Annotated in this window: 13 protein-coding genes and 1 pseudogene; 4 read left to right on the forward strand and 10 right to left on the reverse strand. The window is 74.8% G+C overall.

The genetic code is table 11. The features are described 5' to 3' along the window. Nucleotides 1–54 precede the first annotated feature (54 nt). From BJ968_RS16615 to BJ968_RS16645, 7 genes and pseudogenes are all read right to left on the reverse strand, one after another. Nucleotides 55–1,269 (reverse strand): annotated as a pseudogene (locus BJ968_RS16615) (glycosyltransferase); the annotation flags it as partial. Then, nucleotides 1,269–2,216 (reverse strand): glycosyltransferase, encoded by a 948-nt coding sequence (locus BJ968_RS26830; protein WP_179753701.1) that lies wholly within the window; start codon nt 2,214–2,216, stop codon nt 1,269–1,271. The pseudogene BJ968_RS16615 and the gene BJ968_RS26830, both read right to left, overlap by 1 nt. Continuing rightward, a complete protein-coding gene (locus tag BJ968_RS16625) occupies nt 2,213–3,241 on the reverse strand; it encodes a glycosyltransferase family 9 protein (RefSeq protein WP_179753703.1) in 1,029 nt (342 codons plus the stop codon). Before BJ968_RS16625 ends, BJ968_RS26830 begins: the two co-directional genes overlap by 4 nt. Beyond that, complete coding sequence (locus BJ968_RS26835) at nt 3,238–4,737, reverse strand: HAD-IIIA family hydrolase (RefSeq protein WP_179753705.1); 1,500 nt, start codon at nt 4,735–4,737, stop codon at nt 3,238–3,240. Before BJ968_RS26835 ends, BJ968_RS16625 begins: the two co-directional genes overlap by 4 nt. Next, nucleotides 4,734–6,401 carry a carbamoyltransferase family protein gene (locus BJ968_RS16635; protein ID WP_179753707.1) on the reverse strand — a complete coding sequence of 556 codons (1,668 nt, stop codon included), beginning with the start codon at nt 6,399–6,401 and terminating at the stop codon, nt 4,734–4,736. Before BJ968_RS16635 ends, BJ968_RS26835 begins: the two co-directional genes overlap by 4 nt. Before the next feature lie 148 nt (nt 6,402–6,549). Then, nucleotides 6,550–7,008 (reverse strand): SRPBCC family protein, encoded by a 459-nt coding sequence (locus tag BJ968_RS16640; RefSeq protein WP_179753709.1) that lies wholly within the window; start codon nt 7,006–7,008, stop codon nt 6,550–6,552. A 72-nt stretch (nt 7,009–7,080) separates the two neighbouring features. Then, nucleotides 7,081–7,431: a DUF3140 domain-containing protein gene (locus BJ968_RS16645; RefSeq protein WP_179753711.1), complete on the reverse strand. Its 351-nt coding sequence runs from the start codon at nt 7,429–7,431 to the stop codon at nt 7,081–7,083. A gap of 62 nt (nt 7,432–7,493) precedes the next feature. On the opposite strand from BJ968_RS16645, the gene BJ968_RS16650 reads away from it, so the two are divergent. After that, nucleotides 7,494–9,272, forward strand: a complete 1,779-nt coding sequence (locus BJ968_RS16650; RefSeq protein ID WP_179753713.1) for a glycoside hydrolase family 15 protein — start codon at nt 7,494–7,496, stop codon at nt 9,270–9,272. Here the strand turns inward: BJ968_RS16650 and BJ968_RS16655 are convergent. The 3 genes from BJ968_RS16655 to BJ968_RS16665 are packed head-to-tail and all read right to left on the reverse strand — an operon-like array spanning nt 9,260 to nt 10,741. Beyond that, a complete protein-coding gene (locus BJ968_RS16655; RefSeq protein ID WP_179756865.1) occupies nt 9,260–10,318 on the reverse strand; it encodes a spore photoproduct lyase family protein in 1,059 nt (352 codons plus the stop codon). The genes BJ968_RS16650 and BJ968_RS16655 overlap by 13 nt on opposite strands. Further along, nucleotides 10,315–10,521, reverse strand: a complete 207-nt coding sequence (locus BJ968_RS16660; protein WP_179753715.1) for a DUF3072 domain-containing protein — start codon at nt 10,519–10,521, stop codon at nt 10,315–10,317. The genes BJ968_RS16655 and BJ968_RS16660 overlap by 4 nt, the downstream gene beginning before the upstream one ends. A 7-nt stretch (nt 10,522–10,528) precedes the next feature. After that, nucleotides 10,529–10,741 carry a hypothetical protein gene (locus tag BJ968_RS16665; RefSeq protein ID WP_179753717.1) on the reverse strand — a complete coding sequence of 71 codons (213 nt, stop codon included), beginning with the start codon at nt 10,739–10,741 and terminating at the stop codon, nt 10,529–10,531. 132 nt (nt 10,742–10,873) lie between these two features. Here BJ968_RS16665 and BJ968_RS16670 point away from each other — a divergent pair, with 132 nt between their 5' ends. The 3 genes from BJ968_RS16670 to BJ968_RS16680 are packed head-to-tail and all read left to right on the forward strand — an operon-like array spanning nt 10,874 to nt 14,287. Continuing rightward, nucleotides 10,874–11,767: an SDR family oxidoreductase gene (locus tag BJ968_RS16670; RefSeq protein ID WP_343078079.1), complete on the forward strand. Its 894-nt coding sequence runs from the start codon at nt 10,874–10,876 to the stop codon at nt 11,765–11,767. After that, nucleotides 11,764–13,368: a RecQ family ATP-dependent DNA helicase gene (locus BJ968_RS16675; protein WP_179753721.1), complete on the forward strand. Its 1,605-nt coding sequence runs from the start codon at nt 11,764–11,766 to the stop codon at nt 13,366–13,368. The genes BJ968_RS16670 and BJ968_RS16675 overlap by 4 nt, the downstream gene beginning before the upstream one ends. A 22-nt stretch (nt 13,369–13,390) precedes the next feature. Further along, a complete protein-coding gene (locus tag BJ968_RS16680) occupies nt 13,391–14,287 on the forward strand; it encodes a polysaccharide pyruvyl transferase family protein (RefSeq protein ID WP_218885121.1) in 897 nt (298 codons plus the stop codon). The last annotated feature ends 14 nt before the right edge of the window (nt 14,288–14,301 follow it).

Consider the following 14,301-nt stretch of genomic DNA (forward strand, 5'->3'; position numbering starts at 1 on the left):
GACGTGACCGCGGACGTACTCGCGCGTCGTGGGGACGACCGGGCCGTCGTCCAGCAGGAGCTGGTACGCCGACTCCGTCGCCGCCGCCACCCGCGCCCAGTCGTAGCGCTCGCGGGCCGCCCGCCGTCCCGCGGCGCCCATGGCGTGCGCGACCCGCGGGTCGTCCAGGACGCCGGCGACGGCGTCGGCGAGGTCCTCGGGGTCGACCCGGCCCCGGGCGTCGACCGGCACCAGCCGCCCCGTGCGCTGGTCGCGGACGGTGTCGAGCATCCCGCCGACGGCCGTCGCCACGACCGGCAGCCCCGCGGCCATGGCCTCCAGGACGGCGATGCCGAACGGCTCGTACCAGGGGGTGGCCAGCAGGACGTCGGCGCTGGCCAGCAGCGCGGGCAGGTCGTCGGGGGAGACCCGCCCCACCAGCCGGACCCGGTCGGCGATGCCCAGCTCCACGGCGACCTTCTGCAGCCGGACGGCCTCGTGGTCGCCGTCCAGGTCGTGCGCGGCCGGGCCCCCGGCGATGACGAGCTCGGCGTCGGGCAGGAACTCCATCGCCCGCACGGCCGCCTCGAACCCCTTGCGCGGCACCAGGCGGCCCACGCTCAGCAGCCGGGTGCGGCACCCGGGGCGGCGCGGGCCCACCACGTCGTCGGCGCGGTCGGGACCGGTGGCGCCGGTGAACCGGGCGGCCTCCACCCCGCACGGCACGACCTGCACCCGGCGCGGCGGGGCACCCGCCGCGCGCAGCTCGGCCACCTCGTCGCGGCAGGTGGCGATGACGAGGTCGACGTCGCGGGCCAGGGCGCGCTCGGCGTCCAGACGCTGCGGCGGGGAGGTGTCCTCGGCGCCCTGGTAGCGGCGCTTGACGCTGCCCAGGGCGTGGAACGTCTGCACGACGGGGATGCGCAGGGCCCGGGCCGCGGGCAGCGCCGCGGTGCCGGACATCCAGAAGTGCGCGTGCACGACGTCGGGTCGCTCCCGCTGCCAGCTCTGCCGCAGGACCTCCGAGAACCGCGGCATGTGCGGCGGCAGGTCGTCCTTGGGCACCGGCGCCGCGGGGCCCGCGTCGACGTGCACGACCTCCACCCCCGGACGCAGCCAGACCCGCTCGGGCAGGTCGGGGTCGTCGCGGCGCGTGTGCACCACGACGTCGTGGCCCCGGTCGGCCAGGGCCCCGGCCAGGGCCGCGACGTGGACGTTCTGGCCACCCGCGTCGACCCCGCCGAGCACGGCCAGGGGGCTCGCGTGCTCGCTCACCATGGCGATGCGCATCAGCCGACCACCTCCTCCAGCAGTTCGTCGACGTCGGCGAGGAACCGGCCGATGCCGAACCTCGTCAGGGCGTGCTCGCGCGCGGCCAGGCCGCGCTCCCGCGCCTCGGCGGGGTCGGCCAGCCAGCGGCGGGCCGTGGCCAGCAGCACGTCCGGGTCGCTGGACAGGACCCCCGCGGCGGCCGGGACCGCCTCGGGCGCCGCCGTCGCGGGCAGCCCCAGGACCGGCATCCCCAGCATCATCGCCTCGATGAGGGACAACCCCAGGCTCGTCCACCGGTAGGGGTGGAAGTACGCGCGGTGGGCCGCCAGCAGCTCGTGCATGCGGGCCTGCGGCAGGTCCTCGTACAGGCTGAGGTTCTTGCCCGGCAACGACTCCACGCCCATGCCGTACACGGCGACGGGCAGTTCCTCGGCCAGGCCCAGCACCAGGTCGGTCCCCGCCACCCGGTGCCGGCGCACGGGTTCGTTGACGACGACGGCCAGCGACTCGGAGTCCCCGGTGTACCGGTACCCGGGGTCCAGGACGCCGTGGTCCAGGACGCGCGTGCGGGCGCGGCCGTTGTCCCAGTACGTCCGGTTGAACTGCGTGACGTGCACCAGCGGGATCTCCGTCTGGTCCCCCAGCGGGTGGACGCTGTCGACGGCGCCCTGCCGCGGCGCGTCGTGCTCGACGTACAGGGCCGGGACGTCGCGGCCCGGGCGGCGCCCGGTCCACTCCTCCACCAGGGCCAGCTCCTCGGGGCGCTGCAGCACCACCACGTCGAACGCGGTGTCGCGCAGCGCGGTGCTGGGGACCTCCTGGGCGTTCGCGGGCCAGTCCCACGTGCGGGCCCGGCCGCGGCCGTCGGGGCCGCGGTCCGGGACGACGGGCAGCAGGTAGGTGTGCTCGCCCTGGACGAACGCCGTCGCCCAGGAACCATGGACGTGCCAGACGAGGATCCTCACGGGGTGGCCTCCAGGAGCTCGGGGGTCAGGGCGTCCACGGCGGCGACCACGCGGTCGGCCGCCACGGACGTCAGGCAGGGGTGCCCCGGGACGGGGCAGTCGCGGGCCCGGGAACCCGCGCACGGCGCCTCCTGGTCGCCGAGCAGCACGTGCGGGACGCCGTGCGGCGCCCAGCGGGACGCCGGGACGACGGGGGAGAACAGCGAGACGACGGCGGTGCCGACCGCGGCGGCCAGGTGCGCGGGACCGGTGTTGCCGACGACGACCGCGTCGGCCCCGGCCAGGACCGCGGCCAGCCCGGCCAGGTCGGTGCGCCCGCCCAGGTCCAGGACGCCGGGGTCGGGGGCGCCGGCGACCGCGGCCGTCAGGTCCCGCTCCCGGGGGGAACCGGTGACCACGACGTCGCGGCCGCTGCGCCGCAACGCCTCCACGACGTCGGCGGCCTGCGCCGGCGAGGGCGCGCGGGCCGGGACGGAGGCCCCCGGGTGCACCACGACGTACCGCGCGGGCAGGTCCACGCCGGGCGGCGGCAGGTCCCGCAGCCGCAACCGGCCGTCGTCACCGAGGGGCAGGTCGTGCCCCGCGGCGCGCGCCAGGGCCAGCGCGGCCTCGACCTCGTGCCGCTCGGGTCCCTCCTCGCGGCGGAACCGGACGTCGAGGAGGGACCCGGGGTAGTCCTCGCTGGCCGCCGCGGTGCGCGGCACCCCCGCCATCCGCAGCAGCAGCGCCAGCGGCAGCGGGCTCTGGTGGAAGGACGTGAAGACCACGGCCTCGTCGTAGCCGCCGTCGTGGACCTGCGCCACGAGCCGCCCCACCGCCGCGGGGTCCACCGCGGCGGGGGAGAACCCCGACCACGGCGGGTCGAAGACCAGGACGTCCTCCACGCCGGGCAGCAACCGGGCCGCGGCGCGCCCGGCCGGGGAGGCCAGGAGGTCGACGGTCCCCGACGCCGCGAGGGCGCGGACGGCCGGTCCGGTCAGGAGCACGTCCCCGTCGTTGTCCAGGCGGCAGGCGAGGATCCTCACGGGACGACCACCTCGCCCAACGAGCCCACCACGACCGGCGCCGCCTCGACCTCCTCGGCCCGGGTCACGTCGGTCGGGACGAGCACGGCGCGCGCCCCGGCGGACAGGGCCGCCTCGACGTCGGCGCCGATGTCGCCGACGACGAGGCACTGCGCGGGCAGCACGCCGAGGGCGCGGGCGGCGTCCAGGACCATCCCGGGTTCGGGCTTGCGGGTCCGCGACGGCGCGTCCGGGCCGTCCACGGACACCTGGACGGTGTCGAAGGGGCCGAGCAGCTCGGCGACGCGGGCGTTGACGGCGTCGACCTGCGCGCGGGTCAGCAGCCCACGCGCCACCCCGGACTGGTTGGTGACCAGGCCGATCCGCAAGCCCCTGGCGCGCAGGCCGTCCAGCAGCTCGCGGGCCCCGTCGACGGGTTTCACCAGGTCGGGGTCGCCGTTGTAGGGGACGTCGTGCACGAGCGTGCCGTCGCGGTCGAACAGGACGGCCGCGACCGGCGGCGGCCACGCGGGCGGCGGGGTGCGCCGGACGGCGAGCTCGCCGCGCAGCCGGTGGTACACCGCGGCGGGCGGGATCGCCGCGCTCGTCACGAGCATCCGGCGCACCTCGGCGCCGTCGCGGGGGCCGGGGGCGATGCGGCGCCAGGCGAACTCCGCGGTCAGGCCCAGCCAGGCCAGGCCCGCGGCGGCCGCGACCCGGCGGCGGCCGGTCAGCAGGGAACCCGCGGCCAGCGCGGCCGCGGCGGTCGTGGCGACGTGCCCGGGCAGGCGGCCCACGGCCGAGGCCGCCCGCTGCCGCCAGTCCCGGCCGTGCAGGGCCGTCATGAGGACGTCGTCGGCGTTGCCGCGCTGCTGCTTCAGGCTGGCCAGGTCCGCGGCCGGGCGGACGGGGTGCACGGCGAGGTGCTCCCCGCGCTCGATGCGCCACCCGGCGGCCACGACGCGCAGGGCGAGGTCGGCGTCCTCCCGGAAGGCGCGGGGGAACCGCTCGTCGAAACCGGCGACCTGCTCCAGGGCGGTGCGGCGGTACGCCATGTCGGCGGTGATCCACTGCGCGTCGGCGAGCCCGGCGGTGCCGCGTTCCCAGTCGGTGGGGCGCCGGTCGGCCGGCAGCGGCACGTGGATGCGGCCCTGCACGGCACCGACCCCCGGCGCGGCGGCGGCCAGGTCGTCGGCCAGTTCCCGGGCCCACGACGCCGGCAGTTCCACGTCGTCGTCGACGAACGCGACCCACTCCGAGCGGACCCGGCGCCACCCGGCGTTGCGGGCCGCGGCCGGTCCCCGCCCGCCCGAGCGCACCAGCCGCACGTCCAGGCCGGCCGCGCGGGCGGTGGCGCAAGCCCGTTCGCACGGGTCCTCGCCGGTGTCGCGGCCCGGGCGGTCGTCGACGACCACCACGAGGTCGGGCCGCGGGCCGTCCTGCGCCGCGAGGGTTCCCAGCAGGACGTCCAGGCTGGGTCGGCCGACCGTGGGGATGACGACGGAGAAACCCGTCACGGCTTCGTGAACTCGTTGCGGCGCACCAGGTGCGGCCCGAGCACGAGGACGTCGACGGGGGCGGAGCCGAACAGTTCCATGGCGTCGCGCGGGTCGTCGACCATGGGCCGGCCCGCGGTGTTGAGGCTGGTGTTCACCACGACGGGCAGCCCGGTGCGCTTCTCGAACGCCCGCAGCAGCGCGGCGACGTGCGGGGTGCGGTCCTCGTGGATGGTCTGGATCCGCGCGGTGCCGTCGACGTGCACGACGGCCGGGATGCGCTCGCGCCACTCGTCGGCCACGTCGTGCACGAAGAGCATGTAGGGGCTGGGGATCGGGCCCCCGGAGAAGATCTCCTCGGCCCGCTCGGCGAGCACCATGGGCGCCACGGGGCGGAATTGCTCGCGGCCCTTGACGTCGTTGAGGCGCTCGAGGTTCTCCTTCTTCCCCGGGTGGGCCATGAGGGAGCGGTGGCCCAGGGCGCGGGGGCCGAACTCGGCGCGGCCGTCGAACCAGGCCACGACGCCGTCGTTCGCCAGGACGTCGGCGACCTCACCGGCGAGGTCGTCGGGGGTGGTGAAGTTCAGCCGCGCCGTGGTCAGCCACTGCGCCAGTTCTTCGTCGGTCCAGGAGCGGCCCAGGGCCGCCGAGGTCATGGGCGCGACGAGTTCGCCGGCGTCGGCGGACAGCTGGAGCGCGGCGCCCAGCGCGGTGCCGGAGTCCCCGGCCGCGGGCTGGACGTACACCTGCTCGAACGGCGTCTCGCGCCAGATGCGGGAGTTCGCGACGCAGTTCAGCGCGGTGCCACCGGCCATCGCGAGGACCTTGTCGCCGGTCCGCCCGTGCAGCCACGTGGCGACGTCGACGAGGGTGCGCTCCAGGACCTCCTGGACGCTGGCGGCCAGGTCGGCCTGCCCGGTGTCCTGGCGCGGGTCCCAGGACTCCCCGTCGGCCAGCGGCGGGGCCCAGCGGGAGAAGTCGGGGACCTTCGCGACGAACCCGCCGTCGCCGGTGGCGTGCACGAACTCGGCGATCTCGTCGGCGAAGCGCGGCTTGCCGTAGGAGGCCAGCGCCATGACCTTGTACTCGTCGGAGGAGTGCGTGAAGCCCAGGTGGCGGGTCAGGTCCTCGTAGACGAAGCCCAGCGACTGCGGCAGGCCCGTCTCGTGCAGGACCTCCAGCGCACCGCCGCGGTACCGGCCGGCCAGGGAGGAGATCCGCTCACCGCGGCCGTCGACCGTCAGGACGCTGCAGCCGCCCTCGCGGGCGGCCTCGGGGGAGGCCAGGGCCGCGGACGCGGCGTGCGCGACGTGGTGGGGGACGAACCGCACCTTCGCGGGGTCCAGCCCGGGCAGGGCGGTGGCGATGGCCTCGGGGGCCCGCTCGGCGTAGCGGGTGCGGATCGCGTCGTCGGGGTCGCCCAGGTCCAGCTCGGAGCTGGGCAGGACCAGCCGGGGGTCGTAGGAGTAGCCCACGAGGTCGAGGTCGGCGGGCGTCAGCCCGGCCGCCGCCAGCGCGTGCTTGATCGCGAGGTCGGGCAGCTCCCACGTGGCGTAGGGGACGGGCCGCTTGCCGTGCTTGCGCCGGCTGAAGCGTTCCTCCTCGGCGGCGAAGACGATCCGCCCGTCGACGACGAGGGCGGCCGCGGTGTCGTGGAAGACCGCGTTGATCCCGAGGATGCGCATGCGTGGTGACCTCTCGTCCCAGGGGTGGGGACGCCCGCTGCTCGAGCGCCGTGCTCCGGCCGGGCCGCGTCGAAGCACGGCTCGCGGGGGTCACGGTGCCAGATCACCGTGACCCCCGCCCGTCGAAGTCACCGGAGGTGGGTCCGCCTCACTTGGGCGGGGTGACGTCCCCGCGCCAGGCGCCCGTCTCGGTGCCGCGGGACTCGATGAACGACTTGAACCGGTCCAGGTCCTTCTTGATCTGCCGGTCGTCGGCACCGATGGCGGCCCCGACCTTCTCCACGAGCCCGTCGGTGTCCCAGTCCAGCTGGACCGTGACGCGGGTCTCGTCGTCGGAGAGGCGGTGGAACGTCACGACCCCGGCGTGCGACTTGCCGTCGACGCTCTTCCACGCGACGCGCTCGTCGGGGTGCTGCTCGGTGATCTCGGCGTCGAACTCGCGCTCCACGCCGGCGATCTTCGTCTTCCAGTGCGTGTGGGTGGCGTCGGTCTGCGTGATGGACTCCACGCCGCCCATGAACTCCGGGAACGTCTCGAACTGGGTCCACTGGTTGTAGGCGGTGTGGACGGGGACGTTGACGTCGATGCTCTCGGTCACAGTGCTCATGCCCTCGTCTTACCCCACCCGTGCCGTCTCAACCCACCTGTGACGGGTTTCACCGGACGTTCACCTCACGGCTCACTTCAGGGGGTCGTGACCCCAGTTCATGAGCGAGTACCGCCACCGGGTGCCGGTGACGTCCCCGTCGGGGCGCTGCGCCAGGTGCCGCGAGACGTACCCGGCGACCTTGCGCATGTGCTCGTGGTCGTCCTCGCTGCGGTCGGCCTTCTTCTCCCGCAGGATCTCCACGATGCGCCGGCCCGAGCGGTGCCCCACCGACTCGCCCTCACCCACGCCGACGGACTGCGACTCCTCCGTCCCCAGCCAGTCCTCCAGCTCCTTCGGCGTCATGTTCACGGCCTCGTGGAAACGCGCCTCCACGTCCTTCGCGTCCTTCGCGTCGTCGTGCTCGACGTCCTCGCTGCTCATGCCCACGGGGTTACCCACGGTCCCGGCTGGCGAACCCCCCTGGGCGCTGGTGAGGTGAGCCGGTGCCCCACCCCCGTCCCCGCGACGCCGACGGCTACGCCGACCTGCGCTCCTACGCCGCCATCGGCGACGGCCGGACCGTGGCCCTGGTCGCCGACGACGGCGGCATCGACTGGCTGCCGCTGCCGGACCTGGACTCCCTGCCCGTGTTCGCGCGGCTGCTCGACGGCGAGGACGGCGGGCACCTCTCGCTGGCGCCGGTCGGGCCGTGGACGGTGGACCGGGCCTACGTCGAGGGCACGAACGTGCTGCAGAGCCTCTACACCACCCCGACCGGGCGGGTGCGGGTCACCGACTCCATGAACCTGGGCGCGACGGGGCGGCTGCCGTGGGGGGAGCTGTGCCGACTGGTCGAGGGGCTCGACGGGGAGGTCGAGATGGCCTGGTGCGTGTCCCCCGGGTCGGGGCTGAACGCCTTCTCCTCGTGGGCCGAGGACACCGGCAACGGGGCCGTGCTGCGGGTCGACGCGATCACGATGGCCGTGCGGACCGTCGACGTGGGGGACACCTCGTTCGAGGACCGCGAGGTCTCGGGGCGCTTCCGCACCGCGCCCGGCTCCGAGCACCTGCTCGCGCTGCTGTCGAGCCAGGGGGAACCGCTGCGGATGCCGAAGACGCGCTGGATCCGGCGCAACCTCGAGCACACGGTGCAGCACTGGCGGGACTGGAGCGAGCAGTTCACGTACGAGGGTCGCTGGCGGGAGCAGACGCTGCGCAGCGCCCTGGTCCTGAAGCTGCTCGCCCACGAGCCGTCGGGGGCGGTCGCGGCCGCGGCGACGACGTCCCTGCCGGAGAGCGCGGCGGGGGGCAAGAACTGGGACTACCGGATGGCGTGGCTGCGTGACGCCACCTACAGCCTGCACTGCCTGATCCAGCTGGGGGAGTTCGAGGGCGTCCACGCCCACGTCTCGTGGCTGCTGCGCGTCGCGCGCCGTCAGCAGCCGGACCTGCCCGTGCTGTCGCGGCTGAACGGCCACCAGCCGGACGGGCTCGTGCACCACGACGTCCCCGGGTGGCGGGGGATCGGGCCGGTGGTCTCCGGCAACGCCGCCGCCGAGCAGCTGCAGCTCGGGGTCTACGGCGACATCTTCGACCTCGTCCACCAGTACGTCCTCGACGGCAACGTCCTGGACATCGAGACGGCCCGGTTCCTGGCCGGGGTCGCCGACCGCACGTGCGACCTGTGGCGCCAGCGCGACGCGGGCATGTGGGAACTGCCGGAACGCCGGCACTACACGAGTTCGAAGATGGCCTGCTGGCAGGCGCTGGAGTGCGCGGTGCAGCTGGCCGAGGGCGGTCACATCCCCGGGCAGCTGGACCGCTGGCGCCGCGAGGCGGACCGCATCCGCACCTGGATCGACGAGCACTGCTGGTCGCCGGAGCGGCAGGCCTACGTCTGGTACCCCGGCACCGACCAGCTCGACGCGTCGGTGCTGCTGCACGCCGCCTCGGGGTTCGACTCCGGGGAGCGCATGTCCTCGACGATCGACGCGATCCTCGCCGAGCTGTCCGACGGTCCGCTGCTGTTCCGGTACTCCGGTGCGGCCGAGGAGGAGAAGGCGTTCCTGGCGTGCTCGTTCTGGGCGGCGAACGCCCTCGGCGCCGTGGGGCGGGGCGACGAGGGTGTCGACCTGCTCGAACGCACCCTGGCCCTGGCCAACGACGTGGGGGTGTGGACGGAGATGGTGGACCCGGCCGACGGCTCGTTCTGGGGGAACCTGCCCCAGGCGCTGAGCCACCTGGCGTTCATGACGGCCGTCCTGACGCTTCAGAACGCGTAGCGCACGTCCAGGTACGGGGCCCGCTCGGCGATGAGCTCCAGCAGCTGCTGCACGTAGCGCGCCTTGTCGCCGCTGCGGTACCGCACGTTCAGCCCACCGGACTGCGAGCGCTTCGTCTCCTGCATCGCCGGCCGCCACAGCAGGTCCTCGGCCTTGGGGTGCCAGCCGAGGTTCACCCGGTGCAGGTTCTCCTCGTGGGTGAGGAAGATGACCTCGGCCTGCAGCTGCGCCTTCGTCGCCGCGCTCGTGGCGTCCCCGAGCTGGTCGAGCAGTTCGGCCCACAGCGGCAGCCAACCCTCGTGCACGACGACGGGGGACAGGTTCACGTGGACCTCGTACCCGGCGGCGACGAAGTCGTCGATCGCCGCGAGCCGGTCCGGCACCGGGGAGGTGCGGATGTCCAGCAGCTTCGCGACCCGTGCCGGCATGAGGGAGAACCGCACGCGCGTGCGCCCCTGCGGGTCCAGCGTCAGCAGCCGGCGGTTGACGTGCTTGGTGGCGAACGACGCCTTCGCCGTGGGCAGCCCCCGGAACAGGGCGACGAGGTCGTCGACGTTGCCGGAGACCTCCGCGTCCACCGAGCAGTCGCTGTTCTCCCCGACGTCGTACACCCAGCTCCGCGGGTCGCACTGGTTCGGCTCGGGTTTCACGCCCTGCTTGGCGACGTGCCGCTGCACGTGGGCCAGGATCTTCTCGATGTTCGCGAACACCGTGATGGGGTTGCTGTACCCCTTGCGGCGCGGGACGTAGCAGTACGCGCAGGCCATCGCGCAACCGTTCGCGGTCGAGGGTGCGATGAAGTCCGCCGACCGGCCGTTGACCCTCGTCGTGAGCGACTTCTTCACGCCCAGGACGAGGGCCTCCCGCTTGATGCGCACCCAGCGGTCCACGTTGGTCTCGTCCCCGTGCAGCTCGGGGATGCGCCAGTGGCTCTCGACGGGCACGAGGGTCGCGTCCGGCCACCGGTCCAGGACCTGGCGACCGCGGGGGAGTTCCGCGGCCGCCGGTTCGTAGTAGATCCGGGTGATCTCGACGAGGTCGCTCAGGCGCCGCGCCCCGTCTGCTGCTGCAACTCGTCGATGAGTTCCGACGCGCTCGCCTTCGTCAGGCCCTCGGGGACCTCGCGCCCGGCCTCGCGCGCCAGCGTCTGCAGGTAGCTGAGCTGGGGGCCCGTCACGGGTTCGTCCCCGGTCGTCCAGTCCTGCGGGTCCTTCTCGGCGTTCTGGGGGGTCTGAGGGGTTTCGCTCACGCGGACCTCACTTCTCGTAGGTGCTCAGGGCCAGGCCCACGCCGAAGAACGTGGGCGCCCAGTGGCCGACGAAGATGCCCCAGCGGTCGGCGCGGTCGATGCCGGCGTCCTCGGTCTGCCGGGAGATCGTCCAGGCCAGGAAGGACAGGCCGATGCTGGCGAAGCCGGCGGTGTAGGCCCACTCCGACTTCACGCCTGCTTCGTGCAGTGCCTTGATCATGGTCTCTCCCTCGTGACAGGTGTCGGCGGTTGCTCCGTGGAGCACAGTCGACCCCGGATGCGGGTCCCCCGCCACCCGAAGGGGTCCCCGGCTGGGCGCGCGGTCCGGCGGGGCGCTGCCTACCGTGAACGGGTGACCGACCAGTTCACCTTCACCAACCCCGTGACCCTCCACCACCAGGGCGGTTTCGACCCCCAGCCCCAGGACGGCCCCGGCCTGGCCTCGCGGCAGTCCCCCGCCCCCGACCACGGTGAGGGCACCTACCGCGGCACCGGGCGGCTCACCGGCCGCAAGGCGCTCGTGACCGGCGCCGACTCCGGCATCGGCCGCGCCGCGACGATCGCCTTCGCCCGCGAGGGCGCCGACGTCGTCCTGAACTACCTGCCCGCCGAGGAGGAGGACGCCCGCCAGGTCGCCGCGCTCGTCGAGCAGGCCGGCCGCAAGGCCGTCCTGGCCCCCGGTGACCTCACCGACGAGCGGTTCGCCCGCAGCCTCGTGACGACGACCGTCCGCGAGCTCGGCGGCATCGACCTCATCGCCAACGTGGCCGGCAAGCAGCAGCACGTCGAGGACCTCGCCGACCTGACCTCCGAGCAGTTCGACGAGACGATGCGCACCAACGTCCACGCCCTGTTCTGGATCGTGCAGGAGGCCGTCCCGCACCTGCCGCCGGGGTCGACGATCGTCAACACCTCCTCCATCCAGGGCTACCAGCCCTCGCCGAACCTCGTCGACTACGCCACGACGAAGTCGGCCATCATCGCCATCTCCCAGGCGCTGGCCCAGCAGCTCGCGCCCAAGGGGATCCGCGTCAACGTCGTCGCGCCCGGACCGGTGTGGACGCCGCTGCAGGTCGCCGGCGGGCAGCCCGACGACGCCATGCCGGAGTTCGGCACCTCCACGCCGCTGGGGCGGGCCGGTCAGCCCGCCGAGCTGGCCCCCGCCTACGTGTTCCTGTCCTCCCCGGAGTCCAGCTACGTCGTCGGCGAGGTCCTCAACGTCAACGGGGGCATGCCCACACCGTGAGGGACCTGCTGGGCGTCGCCCGCGAGGACTTCGGGTACGAGGAGCTGCGGCCGGGCCAGGAGGAGGCCATGCGGGCCGTCCTGGCCGGCCGCGACGTCCTGGCCGTCATGCCCACGGGCGCGGGCAAGTCGGCCGTCTACCAGGTGCCCGCGCTGCTGCTGGACGGCCCGGTCGTCGTGGTCTCCCCGCTCATCGCGCTCCAGCGCGACCAGGTCGACGCCCTCCTGGAGGACGTCGGCGGGGCGGTCATGCTGAACTCGGCGATGCCGGCCGCGGCGTGGCGGGAGGCGCGCGCGCAGCTGCGCTGCGGCTCGGCCCGGTTCGTCTTCCTCGCCCCCGAGCAGCTGGCCCGCGACGAGGTCGTCGACGAGCTCGCGGCGCTGTCCCCGCGGCTGCTCGTCGTCGACGAGGCGCACTGCGTCAGCTCCTGGGGCCACGACTTCCGGCCCCACTACCTGCGGCTGGGCGGGGCCCGGGCCCGGCTCGGGGACCCGCCCGTCGTCGCCCTCACCGCCACCGCCAGCCCGCAGGTGCGGGCCGAGGTGCTCGAACGGCTGCGGATGCGCGACCCGCTCGTCCTCGTGGAGGGTTTCGACCGGCCCGAGATCGACCTGCGGGTCGTGCACTGCACCGACGCCGGGACCCAGCGGGCCGGGGTGCTGCGGGCCGTGGCCGAGGCGGGGGGACCGGTGCTCGTGTACGTCGCGACCCGGGCCGACGCCGAGGAGATCGCCGCGCAGGTCCCCGGCGCGGACTTCTACCACGCCGGGCGCAAGCGGACCGACCGCGACGACGTGCAGCGCCGGTTCGTCGACGGCCACCTCGACGTCGTCGTGGCGACCACGGCGTTCGGCATGGGCATCGACAAACCCGACGTGCGGGCCGTCGTCCACGCCACCGTCCCCGACTCCCCGGACAGCTACTACCAGGAGATCGGGCGGGCGGCCCGCGACGGCCGGCCCGCGGTCGCCACGCTGTTCTACCGCCCCGAGGACCTGGGCCTGCGGACGTTCTTCTCCGCCGGCGTCGCCAAGGAGGAACCGCTGCGCCGGACGGCCGCGGCGGTCCGCGCCCACGACGGTCCCGTCCCGGTGACCGAGCTGCGCCGCGAACTGGGCCTCACCTCCTCCCGGCTGGCCGGTGCGGTGAACCTGCTCACCGGCGTGGGTGCGCTGGCCGAGGACCCCGAGGGCCGGCTCGTCGTCCCGCCCGGCGCGCCGGGGCCCGCCCCCGCGGCGGCCGCGGCCGTGGAGGTCTCCGAGCGGCAGCGCTCGGTGGAGCGGTCGCGGCTGGAGATGATGCGCTCGCTGTGCGAGACGACGGCGTGCCGCCGGCAGTTCCTCCTGGGGTACTTCGGGGAGGAGGTGCCGCGACCCTGCGGGAACTGCGACACCTGCCGGGCCGGGACCGCGCAGGCGCACACCGCCACCGTCGAGCCGTTCCCCGTCGGCTCGGCCGTCGAGCACGGCCAGTGGGGCGCGGGGCAGGTCATGCACTACGAGGACGACCGGGTGACGGTGCTGTTCGAGGACGTCGGCTACCGGACCCTGGCCCTGGAGCTCATGCACGACCGCGACCTCCTCCGTAGCCTCTCAGCGTGATCACGTTCGTGGGGGTGCTGCGGTGAGGGTCGCGCTGGTGGGCTGGTCCAGCGTGCTGCACGGGGAGGCCACGGCCGGGGACGTCCTGGCCGTGCAGGCCGTCGCCGAGCACCTGCGCCGCGGCGGCCACGACGTCGTGAGCACGTGGAGCCCGGCGATGTCGCTGGCCCACGCCACCGCCGCCGACGCGCGCTACGACGACGTCGACCCCGCCGCGTTCGACGTCGCCGTGTGGGTGTGCGGGCCGCTGGCGGGGGTCCCGGTCCAGGAGTTCCACGCGCGGTTCGCGACCGTCCGGCGGGTGGCGGTGGGGGTCTCGGTGCTCGACCCCGCCGACCCGGCCGTCACCGGTTTCGACGCCGTCGTGCCGCGCGACCGCGCGGGGGAGGCGCCGCAGCGCGACCTCGCGGCCCGGCCCGTCGCCGACGCCGTCGACGTCGTGGGGGTGTTCCTCACCCACGGGCAGGGCGAGTACGGCGCGCGCCGCCGCCACGAGGAGGTGACCGCCGTCCTGGGCGGGTGGCTGGGGGCGCTGGACGTGGCCCGGCTGGACCTGGAGACCCGCCTGGACCCGCGCGACTGGCGGCTGCCGGCGCGGCCCGGGCAGGTGCTCGCGGTCGTCTCCCGGCTCGACGTGGTCGTCACCACGCGCCTGCACGGCCTCGTGCTGGCCCTGCGCTGCGGCGTCCCCGCCCTCGCCGTCGACCCCGTCTCCGGCGGCGGCAAGGTCGCTGCGCAGGCCGCGGCGTGGGGGTGGCCGTGCGTGCTGCCCGCCGACGGCCTCGACGCGCAGTCCCTCGACGAGCAGTTCGCCTGGTGCCGCTCCGGCAGCGGGCGCGCCGCCGCCCGGGCCGCGCAGCGGGCCGCCGGGTCCGCGGGCCGGGAGCAGCTGGCCGCGCTGGACGGCCTGCTCACCTGACCCCGGCCGGCCCA

Origin of the sequence: Kineococcus aurantiacus, from assembly GCF_013409345.1 — a bacterium.
GTDB lineage: Bacteria > Actinomycetota > Actinomycetes > Actinomycetales > Kineococcaceae > Kineococcus > Kineococcus aurantiacus.

What these genes read in the sequence shown, in the direction of transcription:
- BJ968_RS16665 (WP_179753717.1), bottom strand. Translation starts at nt 10,741, where the DNA reads ATGATCAAGGCACTGCACGAAGCAGGCGTGAAGTCGGAGTGGGCCTAC.
- BJ968_RS16645 (WP_179753711.1), bottom strand. Translation starts at nt 7,431, where the DNA reads ATGAGCAGCGAGGACGTCGAGCACGACGACGCGAAGGACGCGAAGGAC.
- BJ968_RS16640 (WP_179753709.1), bottom strand. Translation starts at nt 7,008, where the DNA reads ATGAGCACTGTGACCGAGAGCATCGACGTCAACGTCCCCGTCCACACC.
- BJ968_RS16635 (WP_179753707.1), bottom strand. Translation starts at nt 6,401, where the DNA reads ATGCGCATCCTCGGGATCAACGCGGTCTTCCACGACACCGCGGCCGCC.